Source organism: Flavobacterium sp. KMS (assembly GCF_000813005.1).
GTDB lineage: Bacteria > Bacteroidota > Bacteroidia > Flavobacteriales > Flavobacteriaceae > Flavobacterium.
Map to the genome: position 1 here is coordinate 31,548 of NZ_JSYP01000004.1, position 26,158 is coordinate 57,705.

Sequence of the window (26,158 nt, forward strand, 5' to 3'; positions counted from 1 at the left end):
TGAGGCCATGGGCTGTGAGCTTTGGGCTTTGAACCTTTGCGACTTTGAACCTCTTAAAAAGAAAAAACATGAGCTATTTAGATGATATATTAAAATCACGCCGCGATACACGCCATTTTACTAATGACGAGGTCCCTGATGAAGTTATTCAAAATGCTTTACAAGCTGGACATTGGGCGCCTTCGGTGGGTTTAACAGATGCAACTAAGTATTACATCATAAAATCGGATGAAGTTAAAAAAGCTATCAAAGATTTATTTTTGGATTATAATAAAAAAGCGGAGTTATTAACCGATGACGAGGAGCAAAAAGAACGCTATAAATCCTTGAAGCTGGAAGCTATAGAAGAGGCTCCTATCGGGATGATAATTGCTTATGACCGCTCGGTGCTAAACAATTTTACTATAGGAACTGTTGGTAGTAATGAAGCTGTAAAATTTAGTTCGGTTTGTGCTGCCCAAAATATCTGGTTATCACTTACGGAGCAAGGTTATGGTATGGGTTGGGTTTCTATTTTAAATTATTATCAGTTTAAGAAAATAATTGATTTACCTGAAAATATAGAACCGCTTGGTTATTTCTGTATTGGTAAACCTGCGACAAACTACGATAATCAACCCATGTTGCAGCAATTAAAGTGGAAACAAAAATCGGAAACTTTTGATTGTACCGAAATCAAAACTATAAATGAGAGTCTTATTCCGAAATTAGATTTTGATAATAAACCTAAAGTCGAAGTTAAAAGCTCTTTTAAAGAAGCGCTACAGCATAAAATCGATTCAAAAACTAAACCTATTGGAGCTTTAGGTATTTTAGAAAAGCTGGCATTCCAAATAGGAACAGTTTTTCAAACTCTGGAACCTGAGATTATAAAACCAAATATTGTTGTTTTTGCAGCAGACCACGGTATTGCCAATCATGGCGTGAGTGCTTATCCGCAAGATGTAACCCGACAAATGGTTGGTAATTTCCTAGAAGGCGGTGCAGCAATAAATGTTTTTTGTAAACAAAATAAAATTGAACTTTCTATCGTAGATGCTGGTGTAAATTATGATTTCCCTACAAATGCGAATTTAATTAATGCTAAAATTGCCAAAGGAACTCAATCCTTTTTACACGCTCCCGCAATGAGCGAAACCGAATTACAATTGTGTTTCTTGAAAGGTTCAGAAATTGTAGATTCTGTTGCAAAAACAGGAAGTAATTGCATTGGTTTTGGCGAAATGGGTATTGGTAACACATCTACAGCTTCGGTTTTAATGAGTGTTTTAACAGGTTTTTCTATAGAAGAATGTGTTGGAAAAGGAACTGGAGTTGATGAAGAAAAATTAATTCAGAAGCAGGAAATCCTAAAAAAAGCCATTGAAAATTATTCCGGTCAAGCCGAATTAAAAGTACAACTCGCCTATTTTGGTGGTTTTGAAATCATACAAATGGCCAGCGGAATGTTAGCCGCTTATAAAAACAATATGCTAATTCTGGTAGATGGTTTTATTTGCACTGTAGCATTTTTAATTGCTTATAAAATAAATCCTGAAATCAAGAAAAATGCTATTTTCTGTCATTCTTCAGCCGAACAAGCACATCAGAAATTATTAGATTATCTAGAAGCACAATCGGTTTTACAACTAGATTTACGCTTAGGCGAAGGAACGGGCTGTGCAATTGCTTTACCTATATTACAATCGGCAATTACTTTCCTGAACGAAATGGCTACTTTTGAAAATGCTGGAGTTAGTAAGAAGTAAAACAGTATTCAGTCGCAGTTTTTAGTTTCAGCAACTATCTTTAGCCAAATAAATAAAACTATTAAATGAAAAAACAACTTCATATATTTTTTACTGCATTAATGTTCTACACAAGGATTCCTTGTCCCAAAAATATTGACCACAATCCTGAGTATCTAAATAAAGCTAGTCGCTATTTCCCTTTGATCGGGTGGATTGTTGGAGGTATATCTTTTCTTGCATTTTATGGTGCTTCATTTCTAGTTTCAACATCCGCAGCAGTAATTATAGGAATGATTACTGGAATTTTAACTACTGGAGCCTTTCATGAAGATGGTTTTGCCGATGTTTGTGACGGTTTTGGTGGGGGTTGGACCAAAGAAAAAATCTTACACATCATGAAAGACAGTGCCATTGGCGCTTATGGAGCTATTGGTGTTGTATTATTATTTTTATTGAAATTTCAATTACTATCTGAATTAGTAACTATAGAAACAATTACAAATCAGCAATCGGTACTTGCTATTTTATTATTGTTGATTGCAGGACACTCTATTAGTCGTTTAGCGGCTATAAGCATCGTATTTACACATGAATATTCTCGTGAAGATGCGACAAGCAAAAGCAAACCAATTGCAAAAAGCTTTAGCTGGAAAGAAGTTTTAGGTTCTTTCTTTTTTGGTTTATTACCTCTCTTGGTTCTTTCTTATTTTCAATATCAATTACTTTTAGTATTAATTCCAGTTTTCCTAACACGCTACTTTTTGGCACGTTATTTCCAGAAATGGATTGATGGTTATACTGGAGATTGTTTGGGCGCAACACAACAAGTTTGCGAAGTTATTTTTTACTTAAGTGTTATAGCAGTATGGAAATTTATTTAGTTCGTCATACTGAAACTGTTTGCGAAAAAGGAATTTGCTACGGTCAAACTGATGTAAATATTGCCGAACCTTATGATTTGATTTTTGAAAACATTGTAAAGCAATTACCTCAAGATGCATTGTTATATTCGAGTCCATTAAAACGTTGTGTGTTACTTGCCAAACATATCCAACAAGAAACCAAAATTTTAAATTACAAAGAGGACAAACGTTTGATGGAAATGGATTTTGGTGATTGGGAAATGAAAAATTGGAATGAAATTTCTTCAAATGATTTAAATCCGTGGATGGAAGATTTCGTAAACATTCGAGTTCCAAACGGAGAATCTTTCATCGATTTACATGAAAGAGTCACTCATTTTATAGAAAACGAAATACTTGCCAAAAAACCGTCAAAGGCAATTATTGTTGCACATGCCGGAGTAATAAGAAGCATATTATGTCTTTTAAACTCTCTTCCTCTTAAAGATGCTTTCCAAAATAAAGTCGATTTTGGACAAGTAATTAAAGTCGATATCTAAATAAAATCAATTTTTGTTTTGTTTATGAATAGTATTAAATAATCAAACAGAATTGATTTATAAGCTTTTTTAACTTTATATTTGCACTTTCATTAAGGTTGTGCTATATTTTTTGAGACACATTAAAAGGGAATCAAGTAATTGAAGATTGAAAACATCAAAATCAACATTCGAAAATCTTGAGCTGTACCCGCAACTGTAAGCTTAGTCCTGTAAGGGATGCTCGTTGTTAACTACAAAACCACTGTTTTAGAACGGGAAGGGAAACAACAAGACGCGAAGCCAGGAGACCTGCCTTTGTTAACAAATATCGAACTCTCGGGAAAAAGAGTTTAGAAATTATGACATTACAAAAGTTTTACATCTGTTTTTCGCTCTTAGTTTGCCAATTCATTTTGGCACAAAATGATTCTATAACAAAATTAAAAGAAGTTGTAGTTTCCGACACTAACCTCAAAAAATATTCTGATTCACAATCGGTTCAGGTACTTAATGACTCTATTATTAATAGAAATCAGGCTTCTTTAACTTCCCTTTTAAATTATAATACTGTTATTTACTTTAAAGAAAATGGCCTGGGTATGACTTCTGCTCCATCCTTTAGAGGAACTACTGGTGCACAAACGGCTGTCATCTGGAACGGAATAAATATTAATTCACAGTTTTTAGGTCAAGCTGATTTTAATACAATTGGAACAAGAGATTTCAATTCTATTGCTGTAAAATCCGGAGGAGGAAGTATTCTGTATGGCAGTGGCGCTATTGGTGGAAGCATTCACCTTAACAATGATTTGAGTTTTAAAAACAATTTTTCAAATCATTTATTTTTTAGTGCAGGAAGTTATGATACTTACAGTGTAAATTATCGTACTGATGTTTCATCAAAAAAATATAGCCTTCAGGTTAGTATTTCTAGAAACAGTTCTGAAAATGATTTTAAATATCCTGGAAAAAGCGATCAAAAAAACCTTAACGGAGAATACTACAACACAAGTATGAATACAACTTTTGGTTATAAAATCGACTCTAAAAACACCTTAAAATTATACAGTCAGTTTTATGATGCAGAGCGTCATTTCTCTTTGACCTCTCCTAATGGAACCAAAACAAAATACAATGATTTCAATACCCGTAATCTTTTAGAATGGGAGAATATATTTAATCGATTCACTTCTAAATTAAGAGTGGCACATATCGGAGAATCTTATAAATATTACCCAAATATTACCTCAGATTTTTTCACTTATGGAAAGGTTGAAACTTCTATTATTAAATATGATTTGGCTTTTGATGTAAATGATAAAATCAAACTGAATACTATTATTGATTACAATCGTAATAAAGGACATGGATCTAGTATTGACAATGTAAGTAGAGAAATAGGATCTGCTAGTTTATTATTGCAACACTCTGTAACTGACAAATGGGATTATACAGCCAGTGTTCGTCAGGAATTAACAGATAATTACGGAAATCCTTTTCTCTTTTCTTTAGGAACAAGATATCAATTTACTGATTTTTACCGTATCAAATTAAACGCTTCAAAGAATTTTAGAATGCCTACTTACAACGATTTATTTTGGGAAGGAAGCGGTAATCCTGATTTAAAACCTGAAACTTCTTATCAGGGAGAAATCGGTAATGAATTTTTTACAAAAAACTTCTCATTATCTGTAACTACTTATTATAATTCTATTAAAGATTTATTACGCTGGATCCCTTCTGAAGGCGGAGGTGATACTTGGTCTCCAGAAAACACAAGCAAAGTAAGAGCTTATGGGGCCGAAGTACTTTTGGAATGGAGAACAAAAATAAAAAATCACAATTTGACTCTTAACGGAACTTATGCCTATACCGTTTCTGAAAGCCAACAATTAATTAAAGGAGAACTATTATACAAACAACTTATATATGTTCCTTATCATAAATTAACTGGATCTGTTTCTTATAATTGGAAAAAAGTTTCTTCTTATTTTCAATATTTATATAATGGAGATGTTTACAGCACTCCTTTTAACAATCCTGCTACCAAAGTAAAACCTTATAGCGTTGGTAATCTAGGAATCGATTATGACTTAGGAAAAAAGAATAGCTACAAACTTGGATTTCAAATACTAAATATTTGGAATGAAAATTATCAGCCAGTTATTAGCAGACAAATGCCTGGAAGAAATTACACAGTATATATAAATCTTAACTTTTAAAAAAATGAAAAAATTAAACAAACTATTTTTAGCTATAATCATAAGCTCTGCATTTTTTGCTTCTTGCAGTAGCGACGATGATAATACCCCACAAGAACCAAGAGGAAACTATGAAGGTGGATTATTCATTATTGAAGAAGGTGTTTTTGAACAAGTCAATGGGTCCATATCCTATTTATCAAACGATTTTAAACTAGAAAAAGATGTTTTTTCATTAGTAAATCCAGGTAAAGACATTAAAGATGTACCCCAAAGCATTGGTTTTAATGGGGATTTTGCTTACATCATTGTAAATAGAGGTAATAAAATTGAAGTTGTTAACCGATATACATTTAAAAGCGTTGCTACAATCAGTACAAAAATAAGCAATCCTCGCTATATTGCATTTACAAATGGAAAAGGATATATTACAAACTGGGGTAATCCAGGAGACGCTTCAGATGATTACGTAGCTGTAATCGATCTTGCCACAAATACTGTTGCATCAACAATTCCTGTTGTTGAAGGTCCAGAACAAATAATTGAAACCGAAGGTAAACTTTATATAGCTCATAAAGGTGGTTGGGGCCAAGGAAACTCATTATCAGTTATCAACTCTACCACTAATACAGTTACAGCAAACTTTGTAGTAGGAGATGTTCCTAGTTCATTAGTAAAAGATAATGGCACTTTATATGTTTTATGTAATGGACGACCATATTATGCTTTACCTGAAACAACTGGTAAATTAGTAAAAGTCAACATGAGCACCAATACAGTTTCTTCAACAATTGATTTTCCTGGTATAACACATCCTGGGTTCTTAGCTGTTGAAAACAATAAACTATATTATACTATTGGATCTGATATTTACTCTGCAGCAACTAGTATAACAACTTTGCCAACCACTCCAATATTTAAAGCAACTAAGACTTCTAATCTTTATGGTTTTGCAGTAAAGAACAATAAAATATATGTTGCAGATGCAGTAAACAATCAAGATCCTGGAGATGTTTACATTTATTCTTTAACAGGAGTTTTATCTAATGAATTTAGTGTTGGTATAGGACCAAACGGATTTTACTTCAATGACTAATTAAAATCATTTATTTACATTTTACTTTATTAAAAAAGGCTTTCTAACGAAAGCCTTTTTTATTTCTCTATCTAATCTTGTAATGCTCTCAAAAGTCCTTCAGGAGCTTTATCTACATACATTTGATTTCGAATACCATCTATTGATTTTGAATCGGTAAAGTATTCAAACTCTTTACCATCTTTAGGCAAAATTACTTTACCTGTTCCTGTAATTTTAGAAATTGCAGTACTTAATAATGGTTCCGTTTCATCTCCTAAAACTCCCAACGAATTTATACTTTCTATTACGCTATAAGTAGGCGTTAATCCATTAGTGTATTCTCCAAAACCTATTGAGTTAACAATCTTCAAAACAATTGGCTGCATAGCATATTTATGACTTGGATTTCGATTAGTTTTACCAAAAGTAGGTGAATCATACAAAGTAACCGAACCTACATTTTTACCTATAGTTACATCACCTATTTGTATTACATCAATGTATGGTTTTAATCCATTAATAACCAATTCACTTGCCGAAGCTGTACTTTTAGAAGTTAATATATATACTTTGGTCAAGTTCAAACTATTTAAAGCAACTCCATTAAATTTATCTACAAAATTATTATTAAGCAATTCTGAGTCTTCGCTTTCAAAGTATTTATTGAGTTTACTATTCCATTTTTGTTTAGAAAAAACTTTATCTGTAAACTGTCCTGTAATCATACTTGCTAATCGGGTTGCTGTTTGCACAGAACCTCCCCCATTATATCTCAAATCAAGAACTAAATCTGTAATACCTTTCCCTTTTAATTCTCCAAATGCAGCATTTAATTGATCATCATAGTTACCATAAAAACCATTATACATTAAGTAACCTATTTTACGACCATTTTTCTCTATCACTTTATTTATGAAAATTGGATTTTCATCCAAAACTGATTTAGTAAGTGTAACCGATTTGCCATTTGGCACAAATGTCGTTCCATCATAATCAGTTAAATTTAGCATATAACTATCAGGTGCGAGCAAGGTTTTATAATTATCATAAGTAATTTGCATACCATTAATACCATAAAATAAATCTCCACGCTTCACTCCTTTGCTTGCAGCATCCGAGTTAGGAAGAATATAACGCACAAAACCAATCAAATCATTAGAACCTTTAGATTTTGGACTTAATTTAAAATCAATTCCATTATTTTTAGATGTTCCTTGAAGTTCTTGCTCCAATACAGTATAATCATCTACAATCCAACTAAATCTGTCTATTGAAGAATCAACACGTAAAGAATTAAATAATGTTTCAGGATCTGAATACCCTCTTAAAAAAGAATTTAGTTGTTCTTGGTTTCCAAAACGATCATCAGCTAAATTAGGAACATCAGCTTGCCATAAGTAATATTGATTTAATCCTTTCCAGATAAAATCCTGAACCTGTAAGCTTCTAGGAGCAGCCACATCGTCTTGATCCTGACAGGCTTGAAAGCAGAATACTGCTAAAAATAATAATATTGCGGTTCTTAATATTGTCTTCATATAGTAGGTATCAATATAGTATTAACGTAAAAATACTATCTTTAGTTTTATTTCACACACTTTTGTAACAAAAATAATTCTGTTTCGTCTTGATACTATAAGCGAACCTATAATTTGTAATTTTTATGAACCAAATCGTTTTCCTTCAGTTAGTAAATCCTTTTAAAGACAAAGTATTTCGTCTGGCAAAACGATTACTCATAAGTACAGAAGAAGCAGAAGATGCCTCCCAAGAGATTTTAGTTAAACTATGGAGTAAGAAAGAAACATTAAGCACTTATAATAATGTTGAAGCTCTTGCCATGACAATGACAAAAAATTATTGTCTGGATCAATTAAAATCAAAACGAGCCAGTAATCTTACCCTTGTACATTCTAATTACACCGATAGAGAGCCACGATTAGATCAAAAAGTAGAAGATAATAATAGTTTAGAATGGGTAGAAAAAATAATGAGTCAATTGCCAGAGCAGCAACAAATTTTAATTCAGTTACGAGATGTCGAACAATATGAGTTTGACGAAATCTCCAAAATAGTTAATATGAATGAAACCGCTATTCGCGTAGCGCTTTCAAGAGCTAGAAAAAAAATAAGAGAATCTATGCTTAATACACATCAATATGGAATCAGATAAAATAGAAATAATATTAGAAAAATACTTTCAGGGAGAAAGTACTATTGCCGAAGAAAATGAATTAAAAAATTACTTTTCTTCTCCAAATGTTGCGCAGCATTTAGAGCAATACAAACCACTTTTTGGTTATTTCTCTCAAGTAAAAGAACAACGTTTAACGCAAGAAATTCCACTACAAACTAAGAAACGTAATGTGGCGTGGTTATCAATTGCTGCTTCGGCTGTCCTTTTACTAGGAATAGGTTCTTATTTTTACCTCAACAACACAAATAACACAACTCCTGTTGTTGCAAAATCAGAATTAGGAACTTATGACTCTCCAGAAGAAGCTTTGGCGGCAACGCAAAAAGCCTTGGCTATGGTGTCACACAATGTTAATACTGGTATAGAAAGTGTCCAGTATATTAAAGAATACGAACAATCAAAAAACTTAATTTTCAAACAAAATAAAATTCGATAAAATGAAAAATTTCATAATAACACTAGTTTTCGCATTTGTAAGCCATGCATTTTATGCACAAGGAGCTTTTGACAAATATGATGGTCAGGATGATGTAACATCTGTAATCGTAAACAAAAAAATGTTCGATTTAATGAGTAAGGTAAAAGTTGATGCTTCTGATAAAGAAACACAACAATACTTAAGCCTTATCAAAAAACTAGACAATCTAAAGGTGTTTACAACACAAAGTACCAGAGTTGAAGCCGACATGAAACTTACCGCAGATAAATACATAAAATCTGCAGGTTTAGAAGAGTTAATGCGAGTAAACGACAACGGAAGAAACGTGAAAATTTATGTAAAATCTGGAGCAAGCGACACTCAAATAAAAGAGTTATTCATGTTTATTGATTCAGGTAAAAATGAAGACACTGTTTTACTATCGCTTACTGGTAATTTTGACTTAAACGAAATCTCGGTACTTACTGATAAAATGAAATTACCTGGAGGTTCTGATTTGAAAAAAGCATCTAAAGGAAAAAAATAACATGAAACGAATCACCAACATTTTCGCCTTTTTAGGATTATTACTTCTAGTAAGTTGCAATTCTGGACCTTCATTACAGAAATATTTTGTAGAAAATACCGAAAACAAAAACTTCATTGCTCTCGATGTTTCACCAAGTATTCTCAATGTAAACAAAGAAAAACTATCTGCTGAACAAAGCGAAGCATTAAACTCTTTCGACAAAATGAACATCTTGGCTTTTAAACGAAATGATAAAAACCAAACTGAATATGAAGCTGAGAGAACTAAGCTAAATACTATTTTAAAGAACCCAAAATACCAACAATTAATGAAATTTGGTTCTGGAAAAGATGGCGCTTCTGTAAGCTATGTAGGAACAGACGAGAATATTGAAGAATTCATAATTTATGCCAACAGAAATGAAAATGGTTTTGCAGTAGTTCGTGTTTTAGGAAAAAATATGAATCCAAACAATATCATGACATTAATGACCATTCTTAAAGAATCTAATATAGATATGGAACAACTTAAACCGTTACAACAACTGATTAAATAATTCTTACTTTAAAAACAAAAAAAGCCTCTTAATTGAGGCTTTTTTTATATCAGGACTTGAGTTTATTTAACTTAATCTTTCATACTTATACTAAAGAAAGAATTTTCTTTATTTTTTCACACTACAAAGTGTAACTTAATCAGAAAAAAACATACTAATTAAGTAAAAAAGCCATGAAAAATAAAAATAAATCAAGTCTTTTAAAAAAAATGTGGAGAAATTTAGACTTTACAAATATAAATATTGAGCGTTCAGAATTGTTTAATATAATACACCTACGCTCTTATTCTATTGTAAAAAAGATTCTAATAATAAGTATTTTAGAATTTTTAGTCTCATTATTAGCGTCTTATATTGCAAATCAACTAGAGTATTCAAAAGAAATATTAGCAGTAGAACAGAATAATATAATCATATTTTTAGACTATTTGTATTATTTCATATTTATCTATTTTTTTGTGCAATTTTTTATCAATTACAAAAGAATTGACACAAGTTCAAACTTAAACGAATTATCCAAAAGCATCATAAAAACAAGAAAATCAGTATATTACTACATATTTTCAAGCTTAATATTGTTTAATCTAAATGCAATTATTTTCTCCTCTATATATCTTAAAAACAATGATATATCTCTAATTTTCTTGAATCCAAATCAATCAAATAACAATATACTTATTCCTCAAATTTGTTTTTATTTCATACTTGCATTGTTCTTAATAATTCTTTCCTCATTTATTTGGTTCATTTATAAAACCCTTTATTTAAAACTAATAAATAAATTAAATAAAAATTTTGAAGAATTAAATAATACAGACGTTTAAAAAATCACAATCACCTTTTTATTACAAAATATTCAAACAAAAAAAGCCTCTCTCTTTGTGAGGCTTCTTTATTTATTTTTATTCTTTTTTAACTGCTCTATAATTTCATCTTTATCTTTCAATCGCTCCTCAAATAAAATTTCTACTTTTTTTACTTTTTTCTTATATTCCGTAAAAAAATATTCAAAAGAAGCACTATCCCCAAAAGAATCTTTCTTATATCTAATATTATTCTTCATCCCTATTCCTTTAAAAAAGCACTCAGGTGAAAGATCAAAAATTATTAAAATATCTTCCAAGTATTTTCCCCAAGTAAATGTTCTTCCTGACTCTAAACGAGAATATGCAGAAAGGTCAATATTTAACTTTTCTGCCATTTCATTTGGTGAAAAACCTTTTTCAATACGAATTTTCTTTATTTTAACTACAATCTCCGCTTGCATAAAATGTATGATTTTAAACAAATATAGCATATAAAATCATATTGCCTAGATAAATCAAAGGTTTTTTACTACAAATTTAGCTTTAATTTTTACGATTTTTATTACAAAAAAACATAAATATCTCATCAAATTTACTAATATCAAAAGGGTATTTAACGACTTTTTGAAATTCATTATAAATGATAAAATATCTACATTATGAACCACGGAATCGCAAAATTTGTAATTTGGTTATTAGAGCAACTATAAATTTAGATGCTGACCTAATCAACAATTAATACTATTTTTAACTAAATAATATTGATTGTTGGTTTTTATCTATTATGTTACTTATTAGATATAAAAAAAGCTCCAATTATGGAGCTTTTTTTATATCAGGATTTGAGATTATTTACTCAAATACATTTTTCTTCTTGAGTACAATTCATAGAACTGATCATCTTTTAAGTCATCGATAAACAAGATGCTTTCTCCTGTCGATTTCATCTCTGGTCCTAATGCTTTGTTTACATTATGGAATTTACTAAAAGAGAATACAGGTTGTTTAATTGCAAATCCTTTTAATTGCGGGTTGAATTTAAAATCGGTTACCTTATTATGTCCCAACATTACTTTTGTAGCGTAGTTTACATAAGGTTCTCCGTAAGCTTTCGCAATAAATGGTACTGTTCTCGATGCTCTAGGATTTGCCTCGATAATATAAACCGTATCATCTTTTATCGCAAACTGTATATTTATTAAACCAACTGTTTTAAGAGCTCTCGCAATTTTTATAGTATGATCTTTTATTTGCTGCATTACAAACTCTCCTAAGTTAAAAGGAGGTAATGTCGCATTACTATCTCCCGAGTGAACTCCACAAGGCTCGATGTGCTCCATTATTCCTATGATATAAACATTTCCATCAGCATCACAAATTGCATCCGCTTCAGCTTCGATTGCTCCAGCTAAGTAATGATCTAAAAGTAATTTATTCCCAGGAATTGTTTTCAATAAATTGATAACGTGCTCTTCAAGTTCTTTCTTGTTTATTACGATTTTCATTCCCTGACCACCTAATACATAAGAAGGACGAATCAATAATGGAAAATCTAGAGTATCTGCAAGAGCAGAAGCTTCATCCGCAGTTTCAGCGATTCCAAATTGAGGGAAAGGAATATGTAGTTCCGTTAATAACTCAGAGAAACGTCCTCTATCTTCAGCTAAATCTAAGGCATCAAAACTTGTTCCTATAATTTTTACACCGTATTTAGATAATTTATCTGCTAGTTTTAATGCTGTCTGACCACCTAACTGTACAATTACACCTTCAGGTTTTTCATGCTGAATGATATCGTAGATATGCTCCCAGAAAACTGGCTCAAAATACAATTTATCAGCAGTATCAAAATCTGTCGAAACAGTTTCAGGATTACAGTTAATCATGATAGTTTCGTAACCACACTCTTTAGCTGCAAGTACACCGTGAACGCAAGAATAATCAAATTCAATTCCTTGTCCAATTCGGTTTGGTCCAGAACCTAAAACTATTATTTTCTTTTTATCGGTAACAATACTTTCGTTATCTACATAACGTTCTCCATTTGCTTTTTCTATTTCAGCTTCAAAAGTTGAATAGTAATAAGGAGTTTTCGCCTTAAATTCGGCAGCACAAGTATCTACTAATTTAAACACACGGTTAATGTTCTTATCCATACGTAAAGTATGCACTTCACTTTCCAGACAATTCATCATGTGAGCAATTTGTCTGTCGGCAAAACCTTTTTGTTTCGCTTCAAGCAAAAGTTCTTTTGGCAAAGTAGCTACTTTATAGTTTGAAATTTCTTTCTCAAGAGTATAAAGTTCTTCATATTGTTTCAAGAACCACATATCTATTTTAGTAATTTCATGAATACGGCTCAACGGAATTCCCATTGCAATTGCATCATAAATTACAAAAACACGATCCCAACTTGCAAAAGTTAGTTTCTCGATAATTTGTTCGTAATTTTTATATCCTTTTCCATCAGCACCTAAACCATTACGTTTAATTTCTAATGATTGTGTTGCTTTATGTAAAGCTTCTTGAAATGAACGTCCGATACCCATAACCTCACCTACAGATTTCATCTGAAGACCAAGAGTTCTGTCAGCACCTTCAAATTTATCAAAGTTCCAACGAGGTATTTTTACAATCACATAATCTAAAGTTGGTTCAAAAAGAGCCGAAGTCGATTTTGTAATTTGGTTTTGCAATTCATCAAGATTATATCCTAAAGCTAGTTTAGAAGCAATTTTTGCAATTGGATAACCAGTTGCTTTCGATGCTAATGCAGATGAACGAGATACACGAGGGTTGATTTCAATCGCAACAATATCTTCTTTTTCGTCTGGAGAAACTGCAAATTGTACATTACAACCTCCAGCAAAGTTTCCGATACTACGCATCATTAATATAGCGTAATCTCTTAATTTTTGGAATGTTGTATCCGATAAAGTCATTGCTGGTGCAACTGTAATCGAATCTCCAGTATGAATTCCCATTGGATCCATATTTTCGATAGAACAAATAATTACAACATTATCATTCTTATCTCTTAAAAGTTCCAACTCATATTCTTTCCAACCCATTAAAGCTTTATCAATTAAAACTTCATGTATTGGCGAAGCTTCAAGACCTCTTGTTAAAAGTTCATCGAAATCTTCTTTTTTATAAACAATCGCAGCTCCAGTTCCTCCAAGTGTAAACGAAGGACGAATTACAAGTGGAAAACCAAATTCCTGTGCAATTTCTTTTCCTTCTAAGTACGAAGTAGCCGTTTTTGCAGGTGCAGTTGGTACATTAATTTTTTCAAGAAGTTGTTTAAACTGCTCTCTATCTTCAGTAATATTAATGGCGTTCACATCAACACCAATTAATTTTACTCCAAAATCAGCCCAAATTCCCTTTTCATCAGCTTCCAAACATAAATTTAATGCAGTTTGTCCTCCCATTGTAGGCAAAACAGCATCAATTTGTGGATGAGCTTTCAGAATTTCAATAATCGATTTTGTAGTTAGTGGTTTTAAATATACATGATCCGCCATTGATGGGTCGGTCATAATAGTCGCTGGATTTGAGTTTATCAAGATAACTTCAATTCCTTCTTCACGAATAGAACGTGCTGATTGTGATCCTGCATAATCAAATTCGCAAGCTTGACCAATAACAATAGGCCCCGAACCTATTATTAAAACTGATTTTATTGATGTGTCTTTTGGCATTTTAATTGTATTGTGTAGTTATATTTTCTTTTAATGTTTAATCCTACTGCATTAGAAATTAAAACATTACTCATTTTTTAATGACAAGGTATAAAAAAAGGCGATACTAAAAAAAGTAACGCCTTATTTATGTTTATAGAAACATTATTTTTTGTGTCTAGGTTCGCTAGAAACAGTCAGTTTATGTCTTCCTTTAGCTCTTCTACGTGCAAGAACTTTTCTTCCATTCGCAGAAGCCATTCTGTCCATAAATCCGTGCTTATTTCTTCTTTTTCTTTTCGATGGTTGAAACGTTCTTTTGCTCATTGCTTTGTATCTTTAAATATGGTGTCTAATATCTTCTTTTTGTTCTTCGAATATTGTTACTCTAAAACCGAGTGCAAATATACAAAGACTTTTTTTCCTTGCAAGTAGTTTTATAAAAATATTTTTAATTCATTTTACTATCTTTGCAATCACAAAAATACACCTATTATGTTTCACAGAAATATTAAAATTATTTTAGCCGGACTATTAGTAGTTGCTGGCGTTTGGCAATTTACAGAAAGTAATATCGGAAACGGAATCTTTCTTATATTATTAGCTGGAATACCTATTTTCCTTTACTTTAAAAATGAATTCATCTTATTAGCCTTCCTGAAATTAAGAAAACAAGATTTTGAAGGTGCTAAAAAATGGCTGGCATACATCAAAAATCCTGAAACTGCTTTAGTAAGAAAACAACAAGGTTACTTTAATTACCTACATGGTATTATGGTTTCTCAAACTAATATTAATCAAGCTGAGAAATATTTCAAAAAAGCAATTGAGCTTGGTTTATCTATGGATATGGATTTAGCTGTTGCAAAATTAAACCTTGCTGGTGTTGCTATGTCACGCCGAAGAAAGCTTGAAGCGACTAATTTATTGAATGAAGCTAAGAAATTAGACAAACAAGGAATGCTGAAAGAGCAAATCACAATGATGAAAGATCAAATGAAGAAAATCTAAATTTCTTTAAATTACAATATCTAAAATCCCAAATTCTAAAAAGAGTTTGGGATTTTTTTTGACTTGCGCGGAAAACTTTGACAAAGGTTTCGAACCATAAAACAATTGGAATTTAGAATTTTAGATATTGAAATTTTAATTAGAAACTATTTCCTGCTATCCGCTTGTATCTTTTCCTGTCTAAAGAAGCCAGAAAAAGGATACCGCTTCTATCAGGGCTAGAGCTCTAGGTTTCATAAGAACCTTTAAGTTTTTCATTTTTACACACAGACCTTTGTCAAAGCTTAAAGCTTTGACAAAGATATCGAACCGCAAAACAGTTGGAATTTGGACCCGAGCGTTAGGAACAGGCGAAGCAATTTCAAAAAATTGGAATTTTAAGATTTCTAATCTTCCAAAATTATCGAAGGTAAATTTTCATTCAACCATTTAAATTTATTCAAAATCATAATATGCGTTCCGCCTTTTACCACTTTACAGTTGGCAATATATTTTATCGGGAAAACCTCATCTTCATCACCATGAATATGAATTACACTTTCGTCGATTTTAGTTCTATCCCAAAGAATTACCTGCTCGATAGCCCAATCTAAATAACGAATATCACGCACAGATAAGAATTTCTCATATAGCTTTAACCTCTTGTTTATCTTTTCTCCAAAAGAAAACTTAGCCAAATTCTCTACATTTAATATCAGTCGCATTGGTATCAGCTTATATGCTTTGGTTGTCTTGGCAATTTTCATTCTTCGAGGAAATTCAGCATTACACTTTACGCTCGAAATAATAATTACTTTTCTAGCCTCAATATGCTTTGCCATTTCCTGAACCAGGATTCCTCCAAAAGAAACTCCTACTAAAACAGGATTCGAATGTTTTATATTTTGCGCTATCCTTTTAGCATAATCCTGCAAAGACTCATGCTCAAGCGGAATTTCCCATTCTAATAAATGTATCTCAAAAGTATCTTCGGGCAATGCGATTCGTTCAAAAATAGTAGTACTTGCCGCAAGACCCGGCATAAAGTAAACAGGAATTTTATTCATAATTGTATTTCAGGCATTAACAACAAACTAAATATCATTATCGACATAAAATTATCGCTTTTTAACGACTCTACTCTATTTTTTAGATAATATTATTATTAAAAAACACAGCAAATACGAGTGCTAACAACATTTTTAAAAACGTAAAGCATATCTCACTCACAAAATCATTTGATATTGAATATCAAATGATTACCTTTGTTATAGAAATAATTTGTTTCTGATAATATATTACAAGAAGTTTTCTGAACCTCTTAATATGGTTCATTTCTTCTATTTTTTTTTAAATACCACATAAAAAACAAATAATATGGAACCCATTTCATTAATGGAGATCAAAGACAATGCCTTTGCAAGACAATTTGAAACCTCAACCCCTACAGGATTAGTTACAATCGAATACTCTTTTCAAGAAAAAAAGATATTTCTAACAAAAATCAACACTCCAGATTCATTCGAAGATCAAGAATTTCTTTATAGCATGCTTAGAAGCATCATGGAAATTTCGATTGAACGAAAATTAAAAGTAGTCCCTATTCACCCTAAAATTGTAGTTTTCTTTAAGAAAAACCCAACTTATAAAGAACTACTTCCTCCTGGTATCCGAATTTAATAGTACCCTATTACATTCATCCACAATCCTCCTATCACCATATATATGAGTAATAGGACAAGACCTGTTACAAGTCCTTTTACCCACCAGCTCTTTAAATCAACATAACCACTACCAAAAAACACAGGAGCTGGTCCATGACCGTAATGAGTTAATGTTCCATAAAGCGAACCTACAAACCCAAGCATAAACGCTAATAACAATCCCGGAATACCAAGAGAAACTCCTACTCCTAATAACGCAGCATACATTGCTGCAACGTGAGCTGTTGCACTTGCAAAAAGATAGTGACTAAAAAAGTATACCAAAATTATTATAGGAAAAGCCATTTGCCAGCTCAATCCTCCTATTTGTTGCTTAACTAAATCGCTAAACCAACCTATAAATCCTAATTCATTGAGCGAACTTGCCATCATTACCAAAACCGAAAACCAAACAATCGTATCCCAAGCTCCTTTTTCGGATTTTACATCTTCCCATGTTAATACTGAAGTTAACAATAAAATCACCAATCCTATAAAAGCCGTTGTAGTAGCATCGATAGAAAATAAATCGCCTGTCATCCAAAGAAACAATAAAATAAAAAATGTTAACAACATCAACCATTCATTTCTAGAGATTGGCCCCATTTCTTTTAGCTTTTGCTTAGCAATTCCCGGAGCGTCTTTTGTCGATTTTAATTCAGGCGGATAAATTTTATATAAAACAAAAGGAATTACAAAAAAAGCAACTAATCCTGGTACAATTGCAGCAAGAGCCCAAGACATCCAAGTAATTTTAATTCCTAAATTTAGAGCAAACTTCTGGCACATCGGGTTACTTGCCGTTCCTGTTAAAAACATCGAGGATGAAATAAGATTCATATTATAACTATTTAAAGTTAAAAAAGAACCCAATTTCCTATGTGTTTCAGGTTTATCCGGCTCAGAGCCAAAACTTATTGCCATCGATTTCATAATAGGATAAATAATACCTCCACCTCTTGCCGTATTACTAGGAACTGCAGGAGCAAGACATAAATCAGCTAGTCCTAATCCGTAGGCTAATCCTAACGAACTTTTCCCGAATATCCTTATGAATATAAAAGCAATTCTATTTCCTAATCCTGTTTTAATAAATCCACGTGCTATAAAAAAGGATATCCCGATAAGCCATATTACTTTATCTCCAAAACCTCTTAATGCAAGCGTAATTGATTTTCCTGCTTCACCTGGAGCTAAAACTTGTGAAAATGCGGTTACTGCAATTGCAATCATACACATTGTACCCATTGGAGCAGCCTTTAAAATAATCCCAAGAATGGTAGCCACAAAAATGGCAAATAAATGCCACGCTTCTTGTTTCACTCCTTCGGGAGCTGGAATAATCCAAAGAACAATACCTACTGCAAGCGTAATTAATGTTTGAGGAATTTTTACTTCTTTCATAAAAAATAGAGATTAATTTAAACTAAAGCCTGCATTGAAATTGTATAATAAATAGTTCTTTATCATAATAGCTTGTATTAGGAATATTCTTGGTGTACCTGTCAATTTCAACTCCCATTTCGATTCGTCCTGTATATGCTTTTCCAAATTCTAAACTTAACATCGGCGTAAGCGTTTGCCTTACGTTTGAATCTACTTTAAAACTCGAATCAAAATATTCATATCTGGCAGAAAATTCCAGAGATGTAAGTTTCTTATAATTGATCACATATCTAAAATTAGGTAAAAAATAAAAACCTCGCATTTGGTAATCATTCACATTGGCAGTACGGGCATCCACAGGAAGTGAATAATATAAATTATGATTGGTTCCTTGCTTGATTTCGAATTGGGTATCCAGAGAAAGTTTATCTGTTAATTTAAAGTCGGCAGCAATATCTGCTCCTAAAGCAAATACATCACTGGTATAAACCTTTCCGGTTCCTCCGTTAAGTCCCAAATTAAGATGGTGTTTTTTCGATAATCCAAAAACAACACGGGTAGAATATTGCTTCCCACTGTCTTTATCCATATTTTGATTTCTCCCATTACCATTTAAAACCGAAACAGCATAATTTACAGGGATATTCCCAAGATCTGCAGATCCTGTCATCGAAGCTCCAATCTGAAAACTTGTCCATCCATTCTTTCCAAACTCATAATATTGATTCGAGAAATCAAATGACTTTATGATATCTACAGGAACACTTTCTTCTATACCAAAACCTGGTCGAAACTGACCACCTGTAAAAGCAATGTATTTATTAAAAGTATATTTTGCGTAAGCATTCTCTAACACTTTGTTCTGGGGATCCGATTTAAAATCGGCTAAATTCACCAATACAACAACTTCGGTATGCTCACTTAAATTTGCTGCAACACTTACACGCATTCTTTTTATATCAAAAGAACTCCTTGTTACTTCTCCGGTAGTATGCTGAACTCCTAAAACATCAACATTATCTGTAATCGACCCCAGAAAACGTACTTGCAAAAGCCCTTTAAATTTAAATTTTGGGTATACCACTTCTTTTTCTTTCTCCTTTTCTTTCAGCTCAACCTTCACTGTATCCTTCACAGATTGAGCTATCAAAAAAAATGGCATTATCAGAAATATAAAAACAACTCTAGCTAGCATAGTTTTCCCCATAAGCTTCTTAAATATAAAATTAGGCGTGTATATATTATCTGAGTTTAAAACTCAGTCTCTTTTTTTTAAAATCTATCTTCGATTTGTACCATTATTTGCAGGTCTCGGTGTCGCTGGTCTTGGTGTCGTCGTTGGTCTTGTTACAGGACGCGTTGTTGGTCTAGTCGTTGGAGTTACAGGACGGGTTGTTGGTCGCGTTGTTCCTGGATTAGTTGGCCTAACAACTGGTCTTGTAGTTGGGTTTGTAGGAGTAACAGGACGTGTGACTGGTCTTGTTGTACCTGTTCCCGGTCTAGTCGATGGATTTGTAGGTCGTGTTACCGGCCTCGTTGTACCTCCTGGTCTAGTCGTAGGATTAGTAGGCCTTGTACCAGGTCTGTTTGTCCCGCCTGGTCTAGTTGGTCTGGTAGATGTAACTGGCGCAGGTCTTTTATAATCCCTACCGTTATAGGTCGTATTATATCGTCCGTTAACTCGGTTGTCTCTAACAACTACAGATGTATTTCTTCTAGAAACATAATTATTATAGTATCTAGGATTTCTTATAACGGCTGTTCTGCGATAATAAGGATTTCTGTAATAATGTCCGTGATATCCCCAATAATCATGATAATAAACTGGACGCCAAGGACGCCAGTACGGAGGATAATACCCCCAATGCCAAGGAGATCTATACGCTACATATATAGGAGAAAACAAAAACAAAATTACTGGCCATGCACTTACACTTGTACTTACATAACTTGGGCTAGTTGTAGTATTGTAATTATTGGTTGTGTTATTATTTACAATTACCGTAGGTTCTCCTTTATAACCAGGGTTAGGTGTTCCCGAAGCTGTATCTGCAGGCTCAACTATATAGTTCTTGCCATATAAATCTTCGTCTCCAATAGCCTGAACATGTATATTTCCCTTCTTATCTTTATCAACCTCAATAACAGCAATATCTTGTGTTTCTTTGCTACTTACCGCAACCTGAAGCACAATAACATGGGTATTCCCTTCTTTATGTCCTTCTACCTCGAGGTAGTCGATTTCTCCATCATTATTTAAATCTAAATTATTAACCTTATTATCAGGATCATTCAATGCTTTTTCAAAATCTTCCAAAGTTTTAGACTTTTGAAAAATATCTAATACTGCATATAAATTAAGGTTATCTCCTGGTAAACCTAAAGCAACAGGCTCATTATCTGTTTGAGATAATATAGGAAGACTAAAAAAACTAGTCAACACAATAGCTAGATATAATATACTTTTTTTCATGTTAATAATTAGTTAATTTATAAATATGCTTACTAAGGTATAAAAAAACAGACAAAGTTTAACAACATCCTACAACTTTCTATTTTCAATAAAACTTACGGAAAAGTTTTTAATTAAGCTCCCTATTTTACTATAGATAAAACATAAAATGTAAGACTTATATCCTTAACTTTGTAAATAACCGTATTTCGCATACGCTTATTCTACTTGTAATACCTTACAAAAATCCGTTTACAATTTATCATATAATTATAAAAACAAAATTATGATGAGAAAACATTTACCTATTTTCTTTTTTTTCCTTTCCCTAACTTATGGATATGCCCAGATAGAAGTTTCACCAACTCTTGAAGATGCTATTTATAAAGCTATAGAAAAAAGCACCTCTTTAAAAAATAAAGATTTGGATATTGAAAAATTGAATCTTCAGGAAAAAGGAGTCTGGAATAAATACATCCCTACAGTCGAAGCAAGTGCTTTATATACTTATTTTGACAACAAACTAACTGTAGATCTTCCTACAGCTACTGTACCTATTGTAAACTATCCGCTTTTTGATGGTAAAACGGCTTTTAAAAATTACGGAAACATTTTTAATGGAAGCGTGATGGCAAAAACCGTATTGTTTAGTGGTATGCAAATTCCTAATGGTGCAAAAGCCATACAGGAAAAATCCAAAGGAACAGTATTCTTAAAAGAATCCGAGAAAGACGGAATCATAAAAGATGTCATTAATACCTTTGATCAATTAGAACTATTAAAGGAAATAGACAAACTGATAAAAGAGAGCGAAAAACGATTAGATACCGAAACTAAACGCGTTACAAAAGCAATAGAACAAGGTCTGGCAATTCCATACGACAGAGATAAAATTAAATTAGCTTCACTAGAATTGACATCCAAGAAAATTGAGCTGGATGGAAAACGAAGATTAATTTATAAAAAAATTCAGTACTTAACTGGCTATTCTATTAGCGAAATAGACAATGTTCAATACAATTTAGTTCCTTATTTAATTACCGATGAAAAATTAAGCACTCAAAACAAACAGGAAATAAAAGCCTTGGAATCGTTTAAAACAGCTTACGAGTATTTATTAAAAAAAGAAAAAGGTACTTATTTACCAACTTTAGGAGCATTTGGAGGAGTTTCTTACTCCAGTTTATTTAATGCCAATGCAACAACCCCAATAGTTACAGGAATAAATCAAGCTTTATATTTAGGGCTAAACGAAGCCACTATAAGCAACAACTGGGTTGTGGGAGCTGCAATGAAATGGGAAGTTTTTTCGGGTTTTGAAAGAAAACACAAAGTACACGAGGCCAAAATAAACATCGAGCAGATGCAAAATCAAATTGATGATACTAAAGAAAAACTAGAATTACTCCTCGAAAAAAACTTTGTTGATTACAGCGTTCTAACTCAAAAAATCGATATTACCCAACAACAAGAAAAAGTAGCAGGCAATAATTTAAATCTAGCTATAAAACAATACAAGGAAGGGCTTATCAATATATCGGAACGACTTGAAGCCGAAAACGATTCTTATAAAGCATCTGTAAATAAAACTACTACTTTAATCGAGCAACGATTATCGGCTATTGAAACAATAATTGCCACTGGCGATTTATCAAAAAAATTATCTAAATAAAAGTTCTATTCTATGAAAAAAGCAATTATAATAGTCAATTTAATCTTCATTTTTACAAGCTGCGAAAAAGCAAAAAAAGAAGATTTAATTCAAGGGAAAATAGAAAAAGAACAAATTGCAGTTGTAAGCAAAATCCCTGGTAAGATTTTAAAAATCTATGTCAAAGAAGGAGATATTGTCCAAAAAGGAGATACGCTGGCTATACTTGATATTCCAGAAGTAGATGCTAAAAAAAATCAAGCTGAAGGAGCTGTTATATCTGCGAAAGCGCAATATAAAATGGCTGTAAAAGGTGCAACTGAAAATCAGATTAAGCAGCTTGAAGCTAAAAAAATGGGATTAAAGGAACAATATGAGTTTGCGCAAAAATCGATTAAACGATTAACAAACATGCTCAAAGACTCCTTAATATCACAACAAACTTATGACGAAACTTTTGCTAAATATCAAGGAGCTCAAGCGCAATACAATGCAGTTATTGCAGAACTAGATGATGCAAAAAAAGGAGCTCGTATAGAACAACAAACCATGGCACTGGGACAACAAGACAGAGCGCTGGGTGCATTGCAAGAAGTAGAAACTGCCGACCAGGAACGTTATATTATTGCTCCACAAAATATGAGTATCGAAACCATTACTTTAACTATTGGTGAACTGGCTTTACCTGGCTACACTTTATTTAATGGTTATGTTGCCAACAGTACTTACTTTCGTTTTACAATTCCCGAAAATCAATTAGGAAAACTAAAAAAAGGACAAGAAGTAACTGTACATGTTCCTTATAAAAAAACAGATATAAAAGGAAGCATTAGTACTATAAAACAACTGGGAGCATACGGAAACATAGCAACTGCATACCCAGATTATGAAATGCAGGAAAGTTTATTCGAAATAAAAATAACGCCTTCCAATCATGACGAAACAAAAGATTTAATTACAAAAACAACTGTTACTTTATCTCTTTAACTATGCAAAATTTCTTTTCATTGCTTAAACGGGAATTCCGATTATTTTGGAGCAATAAAGTGCTTCGATTGCTCTTTATTGGTGCGCCAATACTTTATGGAGTCTTGCTGGGTTATGTTTACGGCAAAGGTAAAGTAACCGATCTCCCCATACTTGTTGTTGATCAGGACAGAACGGAATTAAGCTCAAAAGCAATTCAGATGTTTCAGGATAATGAGGTTTTATCTATAGCTTCCGTTCTATACGACCAAAATAATCTTTCCAAGATTGCTATCGAAAAAGGCGCAACTTGTGTTGTTATTATTCCGAAAGATTTCGAGAAAATGACTCTCACAAAAAAGTATCCTGAAATTACTACTATAGTAAATACATCTAATGTTCTAACCGCCAATTATGCATCGACGGCCATACAAATTTGCCTTGGAACATTAAAAGCCGGTATTCAAATTGAAACTTTAAGAAAACAAGGTGTTCCCGAAAATTTACTGATGTCGCAATACGAACCGTTCAAAACTACTTTTATAAAAAAATACAATCGAAGCACCAACTATATGTATTTTCTTTGGCCAGGAGTTTTGGCAACAGTTCTACAACAAGTTTTATTATTAGGATTAGCACTTTCTTTTGCTTCCGAATTTGAAAATGGAACATTTAAAGATCTTGTAAAAAGATGCCCTTCAATTTTAAATTTACTAGCTGTAAAAATCATTCCTTATATGCTAATGAGTTTTGGTATTTGGTTTATATATTGGCTTTTTACATTATGGTTCAGATTACCTTTTTACGACAACCTGCTTCCTCTCACATTTATAGCAGGAATATTTGTACTCTCCGTTTCCTTTATTGGGATTCTCGTGAGTATTTTAGTTCCGAATCAATTAAAAGCTACTGAGATTTTAATGGTAATTGCAACTCCCAGTTTTATCCTAAGCGGTTTTACTTGGCCTTTAAGCCAAATGCCACAAGCAGTTCAGGCAATTGCCAATGTGATTCCGTTAACACATTTCTTGAAAGCTTTTAGAATATTAATTATTGAGGATGGAACTTTTTCTCAAACTACAAGACCTATCTGGAATATGATAATTATAGGTGTAGTATGTTCTATTGCCGCCTATATTGCTTTATACTTTAAAAAGAAAAATGTTTTAAAAGAAGCTTAAACTCTTTTATTTACTCTATAAAAAACGGCATAAGAATTAATTCTTATGCCGTTTTAAGTTCCGACTCATATCCTATTAATTTATCTAAGACAAATAGATTACAACATTGCAATTATTCATTAAAAAAATCGCCCTTGAAACTGTATGATAAACAAGTTATTATCATATGTCGTAGTATTAGGCACATTGCGTTTATAATTATCAAATTGAATTCCCATTTCTATACGTCCTATATATCCTTTCCCAAATTCTAAACCTGCCATTGGTGTATACGTTTGTCTTGCGTTTGAATTAATTTTAAAACTTCTGTCAAAATACTCATATCGACAAGAAAATTCTATAGCCGTTAGTTTTTGATATTGAATTTCATATCGCAAATTTGGTAAAAAATATCCTCCTCGCATTTCATAATCATTAATATTTCCTGTTCTCGAATCTTCCGCTAGCGAATAATACAAATAATGATTTGTTCCTTGTTTTGCTTCAAGCTGAGTTTCTAGTTTTAATTTATCCGTTAGTTTAAAATCAATCGTGAAATCTAATCCTACAGCAAAGATTTTGGTATTAAAAACTTCTCCAATACCTCCATTAATTCCAAAATTGATATTATGCTTTTTATTTAATTCTAAGGCAAGACGAGAAGAATATTGCTTACCATCATCTTTATCCGATACTTGATCTCTCCCATTACCATTTACAGCAGAAAAAGTATAACTAATAGGGATTGTACCCAAATCAAACCCTCCAAACACAGAAGCTCCGATTTGAAAACTTGTCCAACCATTGTTTCCAAATTCGGTATATTGATTAGAATAATCAAATGATTTTAGAATATCGGCAGGATTTAATTCCTCGATTCCAAAAGCAGGCCTAAACTGTCCCAAAATAAATCCAATCTCCTTATTAAAGATATACCTTGCAAAAGCATTCTCTAAAACTTTTCCTTTAGGATCCGATTTAAAGTCTGCAAAATTAGCCAGAACAACAATATCAAACCCTTCACCCAATTTAGTGGTAAGACCCAAACGCATCCTTTTAATATCAAATGTGTTTTCTACTGCATTACCATCTGCATGTTGTAAACCAGTTGTCGCGTCTATACCTTGAGTTAAATCACTTAAATAACGCCCCTGAAAAAGTCCTTGAAATTTAAATTGTGGATACTTAACTTCATTTTGAGAACCAGGTTCTGTAATTTGTCCATTCGAAAAAAAAGGCAATAAAAAGATTAGAAACATAACCTTTTT

The 26,158-nt window shown here is 32.3% G+C and carries 24 protein-coding genes and 1 riboswitch; of the genes, 15 read left to right on the top strand and 9 right to left on the bottom strand.

Features of this window, described 5'->3' with window-relative positions:
- The first annotated feature begins 68 nt into the window (after positions 1-68).
- From cobT to OA93_RS05895, 5 genes are all read left to right on the top strand, one after another.
- Positions 69-1,748, top strand: coding sequence for a nicotinate-nucleotide--dimethylbenzimidazole phosphoribosyltransferase (gene cobT, locus OA93_RS24450; protein ID WP_082001781.1), 1,680 nt, complete (start codon positions 69-71; stop codon positions 1,746-1,748).
- A gap of 65 nt (positions 1,749-1,813) precedes the next feature.
- Complete coding sequence (locus tag OA93_RS05880; RefSeq protein WP_039112217.1) at positions 1,814-2,611, top strand: adenosylcobinamide-GDP ribazoletransferase; 798 nt, start codon at positions 1,814-1,816, stop codon at positions 2,609-2,611.
- Complete coding sequence (gene cobC / locus OA93_RS05885) at positions 2,596-3,132, top strand: alpha-ribazole phosphatase (RefSeq protein WP_039112218.1); 537 nt, start codon at positions 2,596-2,598, stop codon at positions 3,130-3,132. The genes OA93_RS05880 and cobC overlap by 16 nt, the downstream gene beginning before the upstream one ends.
- Positions 3,133-3,210: 78 nt before the next feature.
- A riboswitch (cobalamin riboswitch) is annotated at positions 3,211-3,446 on the top strand.
- Positions 3,447-3,473: 27 nt separating this feature from the next.
- Positions 3,474-5,336 carry a TonB-dependent receptor gene (locus tag OA93_RS05890; RefSeq protein ID WP_039112219.1) on the top strand — a complete coding sequence of 621 codons (1,863 nt, stop codon included), beginning with the start codon at positions 3,474-3,476 and terminating at the stop codon, positions 5,334-5,336.
- A 4-nt stretch (positions 5,337-5,340) separates the two neighbouring features.
- On the top strand, positions 5,341-6,411 hold the full coding sequence (locus OA93_RS05895; RefSeq protein WP_039112220.1) for a DUF5074 domain-containing protein: 1,071 nt from the start codon (positions 5,341-5,343) through the stop codon (positions 6,409-6,411).
- A 71-nt stretch (positions 6,412-6,482) separates the two neighbouring features.
- On the opposite strand, the gene OA93_RS05900 is transcribed toward OA93_RS05895, so the two are convergent.
- Positions 6,483-7,931 carry a S41 family peptidase gene (locus OA93_RS05900; RefSeq protein ID WP_039112221.1) on the bottom strand — a complete coding sequence of 483 codons (1,449 nt, stop codon included), beginning with the start codon at positions 7,929-7,931 and terminating at the stop codon, positions 6,483-6,485.
- Positions 7,932-8,056: 125 nt separating this feature from the next.
- On the opposite strand from OA93_RS05900, the gene OA93_RS05905 reads away from it, so the two are divergent.
- From OA93_RS05905 to OA93_RS05925, 5 genes are all read left to right on the top strand, one after another.
- The gene (locus OA93_RS05905) at positions 8,057-8,566 is read left to right on the top strand and encodes a sigma-70 family RNA polymerase sigma factor (protein ID WP_039112222.1); all 510 of its coding nucleotides are present in this window, start codon (positions 8,057-8,059) and stop codon (positions 8,564-8,566) included.
- Positions 8,553-9,026, top strand: a complete 474-nt coding sequence (locus OA93_RS05910; protein WP_039112223.1) for a hypothetical protein — start codon at positions 8,553-8,555, stop codon at positions 9,024-9,026. The genes OA93_RS05905 and OA93_RS05910 overlap by 14 nt, the downstream gene beginning before the upstream one ends.
- A gap of 1 nt (position 9,027) precedes the next feature.
- Positions 9,028-9,555, top strand: coding sequence for a DUF4252 domain-containing protein (locus tag OA93_RS05915; RefSeq protein WP_039112224.1), 528 nt, complete (start codon positions 9,028-9,030; stop codon positions 9,553-9,555).
- A 1-nt stretch (position 9,556) separates the two neighbouring features.
- Positions 9,557-10,093 carry a DUF4252 domain-containing protein gene (locus tag OA93_RS05920; protein WP_039112225.1) on the top strand — a complete coding sequence of 179 codons (537 nt, stop codon included), beginning with the start codon at positions 9,557-9,559 and terminating at the stop codon, positions 10,091-10,093.
- Between the two features lie 173 nt (positions 10,094-10,266).
- Positions 10,267-10,917 carry a hypothetical protein gene (locus OA93_RS05925; protein ID WP_039112226.1) on the top strand — a complete coding sequence of 217 codons (651 nt, stop codon included), beginning with the start codon at positions 10,267-10,269 and terminating at the stop codon, positions 10,915-10,917.
- A gap of 68 nt (positions 10,918-10,985) precedes the next feature.
- Here OA93_RS05925 and OA93_RS05930 read toward each other — a convergent pair whose 3' ends face one another.
- From OA93_RS05930 to rpmH, 3 genes are all read right to left on the bottom strand, one after another.
- Positions 10,986-11,360 (bottom strand): helix-turn-helix domain-containing protein, encoded by a 375-nt coding sequence (locus OA93_RS05930; protein ID WP_039112227.1) that lies wholly within the window; start codon positions 11,358-11,360, stop codon positions 10,986-10,988.
- Between the two features lie 387 nt (positions 11,361-11,747).
- Positions 11,748-14,603: a carbamoyl-phosphate synthase large subunit gene (carB, locus tag OA93_RS05935; protein WP_039112228.1), complete on the bottom strand. Its 2,856-nt coding sequence runs from the start codon at positions 14,601-14,603 to the stop codon at positions 11,748-11,750.
- Positions 14,604-14,747: 144 nt separating this feature from the next.
- Positions 14,748-14,909 carry a 50S ribosomal protein L34 gene (rpmH, locus tag OA93_RS05940; RefSeq protein WP_008464848.1) on the bottom strand — a complete coding sequence of 54 codons (162 nt, stop codon included), beginning with the start codon at positions 14,907-14,909 and terminating at the stop codon, positions 14,748-14,750.
- A 168-nt stretch (positions 14,910-15,077) separates the two neighbouring features.
- Here rpmH and OA93_RS05945 point away from each other — a divergent pair, with 168 nt between their 5' ends.
- Positions 15,078-15,593 carry a membrane protein gene (locus tag OA93_RS05945; protein WP_039112229.1) on the top strand — a complete coding sequence of 172 codons (516 nt, stop codon included), beginning with the start codon at positions 15,078-15,080 and terminating at the stop codon, positions 15,591-15,593.
- 386 nt (positions 15,594-15,979) lie between these two features.
- On the opposite strand, the gene OA93_RS05950 is transcribed toward OA93_RS05945, so the two are convergent.
- Positions 15,980-16,639, bottom strand: a complete 660-nt coding sequence (locus tag OA93_RS05950) for an alpha/beta hydrolase (protein ID WP_039112230.1) — start codon at positions 16,637-16,639, stop codon at positions 15,980-15,982.
- A 328-nt stretch (positions 16,640-16,967) separates the two neighbouring features.
- On the opposite strand from OA93_RS05950, the gene OA93_RS05955 reads away from it, so the two are divergent.
- Positions 16,968-17,252 (top strand): acetyltransferase, encoded by a 285-nt coding sequence (locus OA93_RS05955; RefSeq protein WP_039112392.1) that lies wholly within the window; start codon positions 16,968-16,970, stop codon positions 17,250-17,252.
- On the opposite strand, the gene OA93_RS05960 is transcribed toward OA93_RS05955, so the two are convergent.
- The 3 genes from OA93_RS05960 to OA93_RS05970 form a co-directional block, all read right to left on the bottom strand.
- On the bottom strand, positions 17,249-18,679 hold the full coding sequence (locus OA93_RS05960) for an anion permease (RefSeq protein WP_039112231.1): 1,431 nt from the start codon (positions 18,677-18,679) through the stop codon (positions 17,249-17,251). The genes OA93_RS05955 and OA93_RS05960 overlap by 4 nt on opposite strands.
- A 22-nt stretch (positions 18,680-18,701) precedes the next feature.
- Positions 18,702-19,823 (bottom strand): porin, encoded by a 1,122-nt coding sequence (locus tag OA93_RS05965; protein WP_240474685.1) that lies wholly within the window; start codon positions 19,821-19,823, stop codon positions 18,702-18,704.
- Between the two features lie 117 nt (positions 19,824-19,940).
- Positions 19,941-21,134 carry a hypothetical protein gene (locus OA93_RS05970; protein WP_039112393.1) on the bottom strand — a complete coding sequence of 398 codons (1,194 nt, stop codon included), beginning with the start codon at positions 21,132-21,134 and terminating at the stop codon, positions 19,941-19,943.
- Positions 21,135-21,399: 265 nt separating this feature from the next.
- On the opposite strand from OA93_RS05970, the gene OA93_RS05975 reads away from it, so the two are divergent.
- Genes OA93_RS05975 through OA93_RS05985 form a run of 3 tightly spaced genes read left to right on the top strand, consistent with a single transcriptional unit; the run spans position 21,400 to position 24,911 of the window.
- Positions 21,400-22,785, top strand: coding sequence for a TolC family protein (locus tag OA93_RS05975; RefSeq protein WP_240474687.1), 1,386 nt, complete (start codon positions 21,400-21,402; stop codon positions 22,783-22,785).
- A gap of 12 nt (positions 22,786-22,797) precedes the next feature.
- The gene (locus OA93_RS05980; protein WP_039112234.1) at positions 22,798-23,751 is read left to right on the top strand and encodes a biotin/lipoyl-binding protein; all 954 of its coding nucleotides are present in this window, start codon (positions 22,798-22,800) and stop codon (positions 23,749-23,751) included.
- 2 nt (positions 23,752-23,753) lie between these two features.
- A complete protein-coding gene (locus tag OA93_RS05985; RefSeq protein ID WP_039112235.1) occupies positions 23,754-24,911 on the top strand; it encodes an ABC transporter permease in 1,158 nt (385 codons plus the stop codon).
- Positions 24,912-25,030: 119 nt separating this feature from the next.
- Here OA93_RS05985 and OA93_RS05990 read toward each other — a convergent pair whose 3' ends face one another.
- Positions 25,031-26,149, bottom strand: coding sequence for a porin (locus OA93_RS05990; protein WP_240474688.1), 1,119 nt, complete (start codon positions 26,147-26,149; stop codon positions 25,031-25,033).
- Between the last annotated feature and the right edge of the window lie 9 nt (positions 26,150-26,158).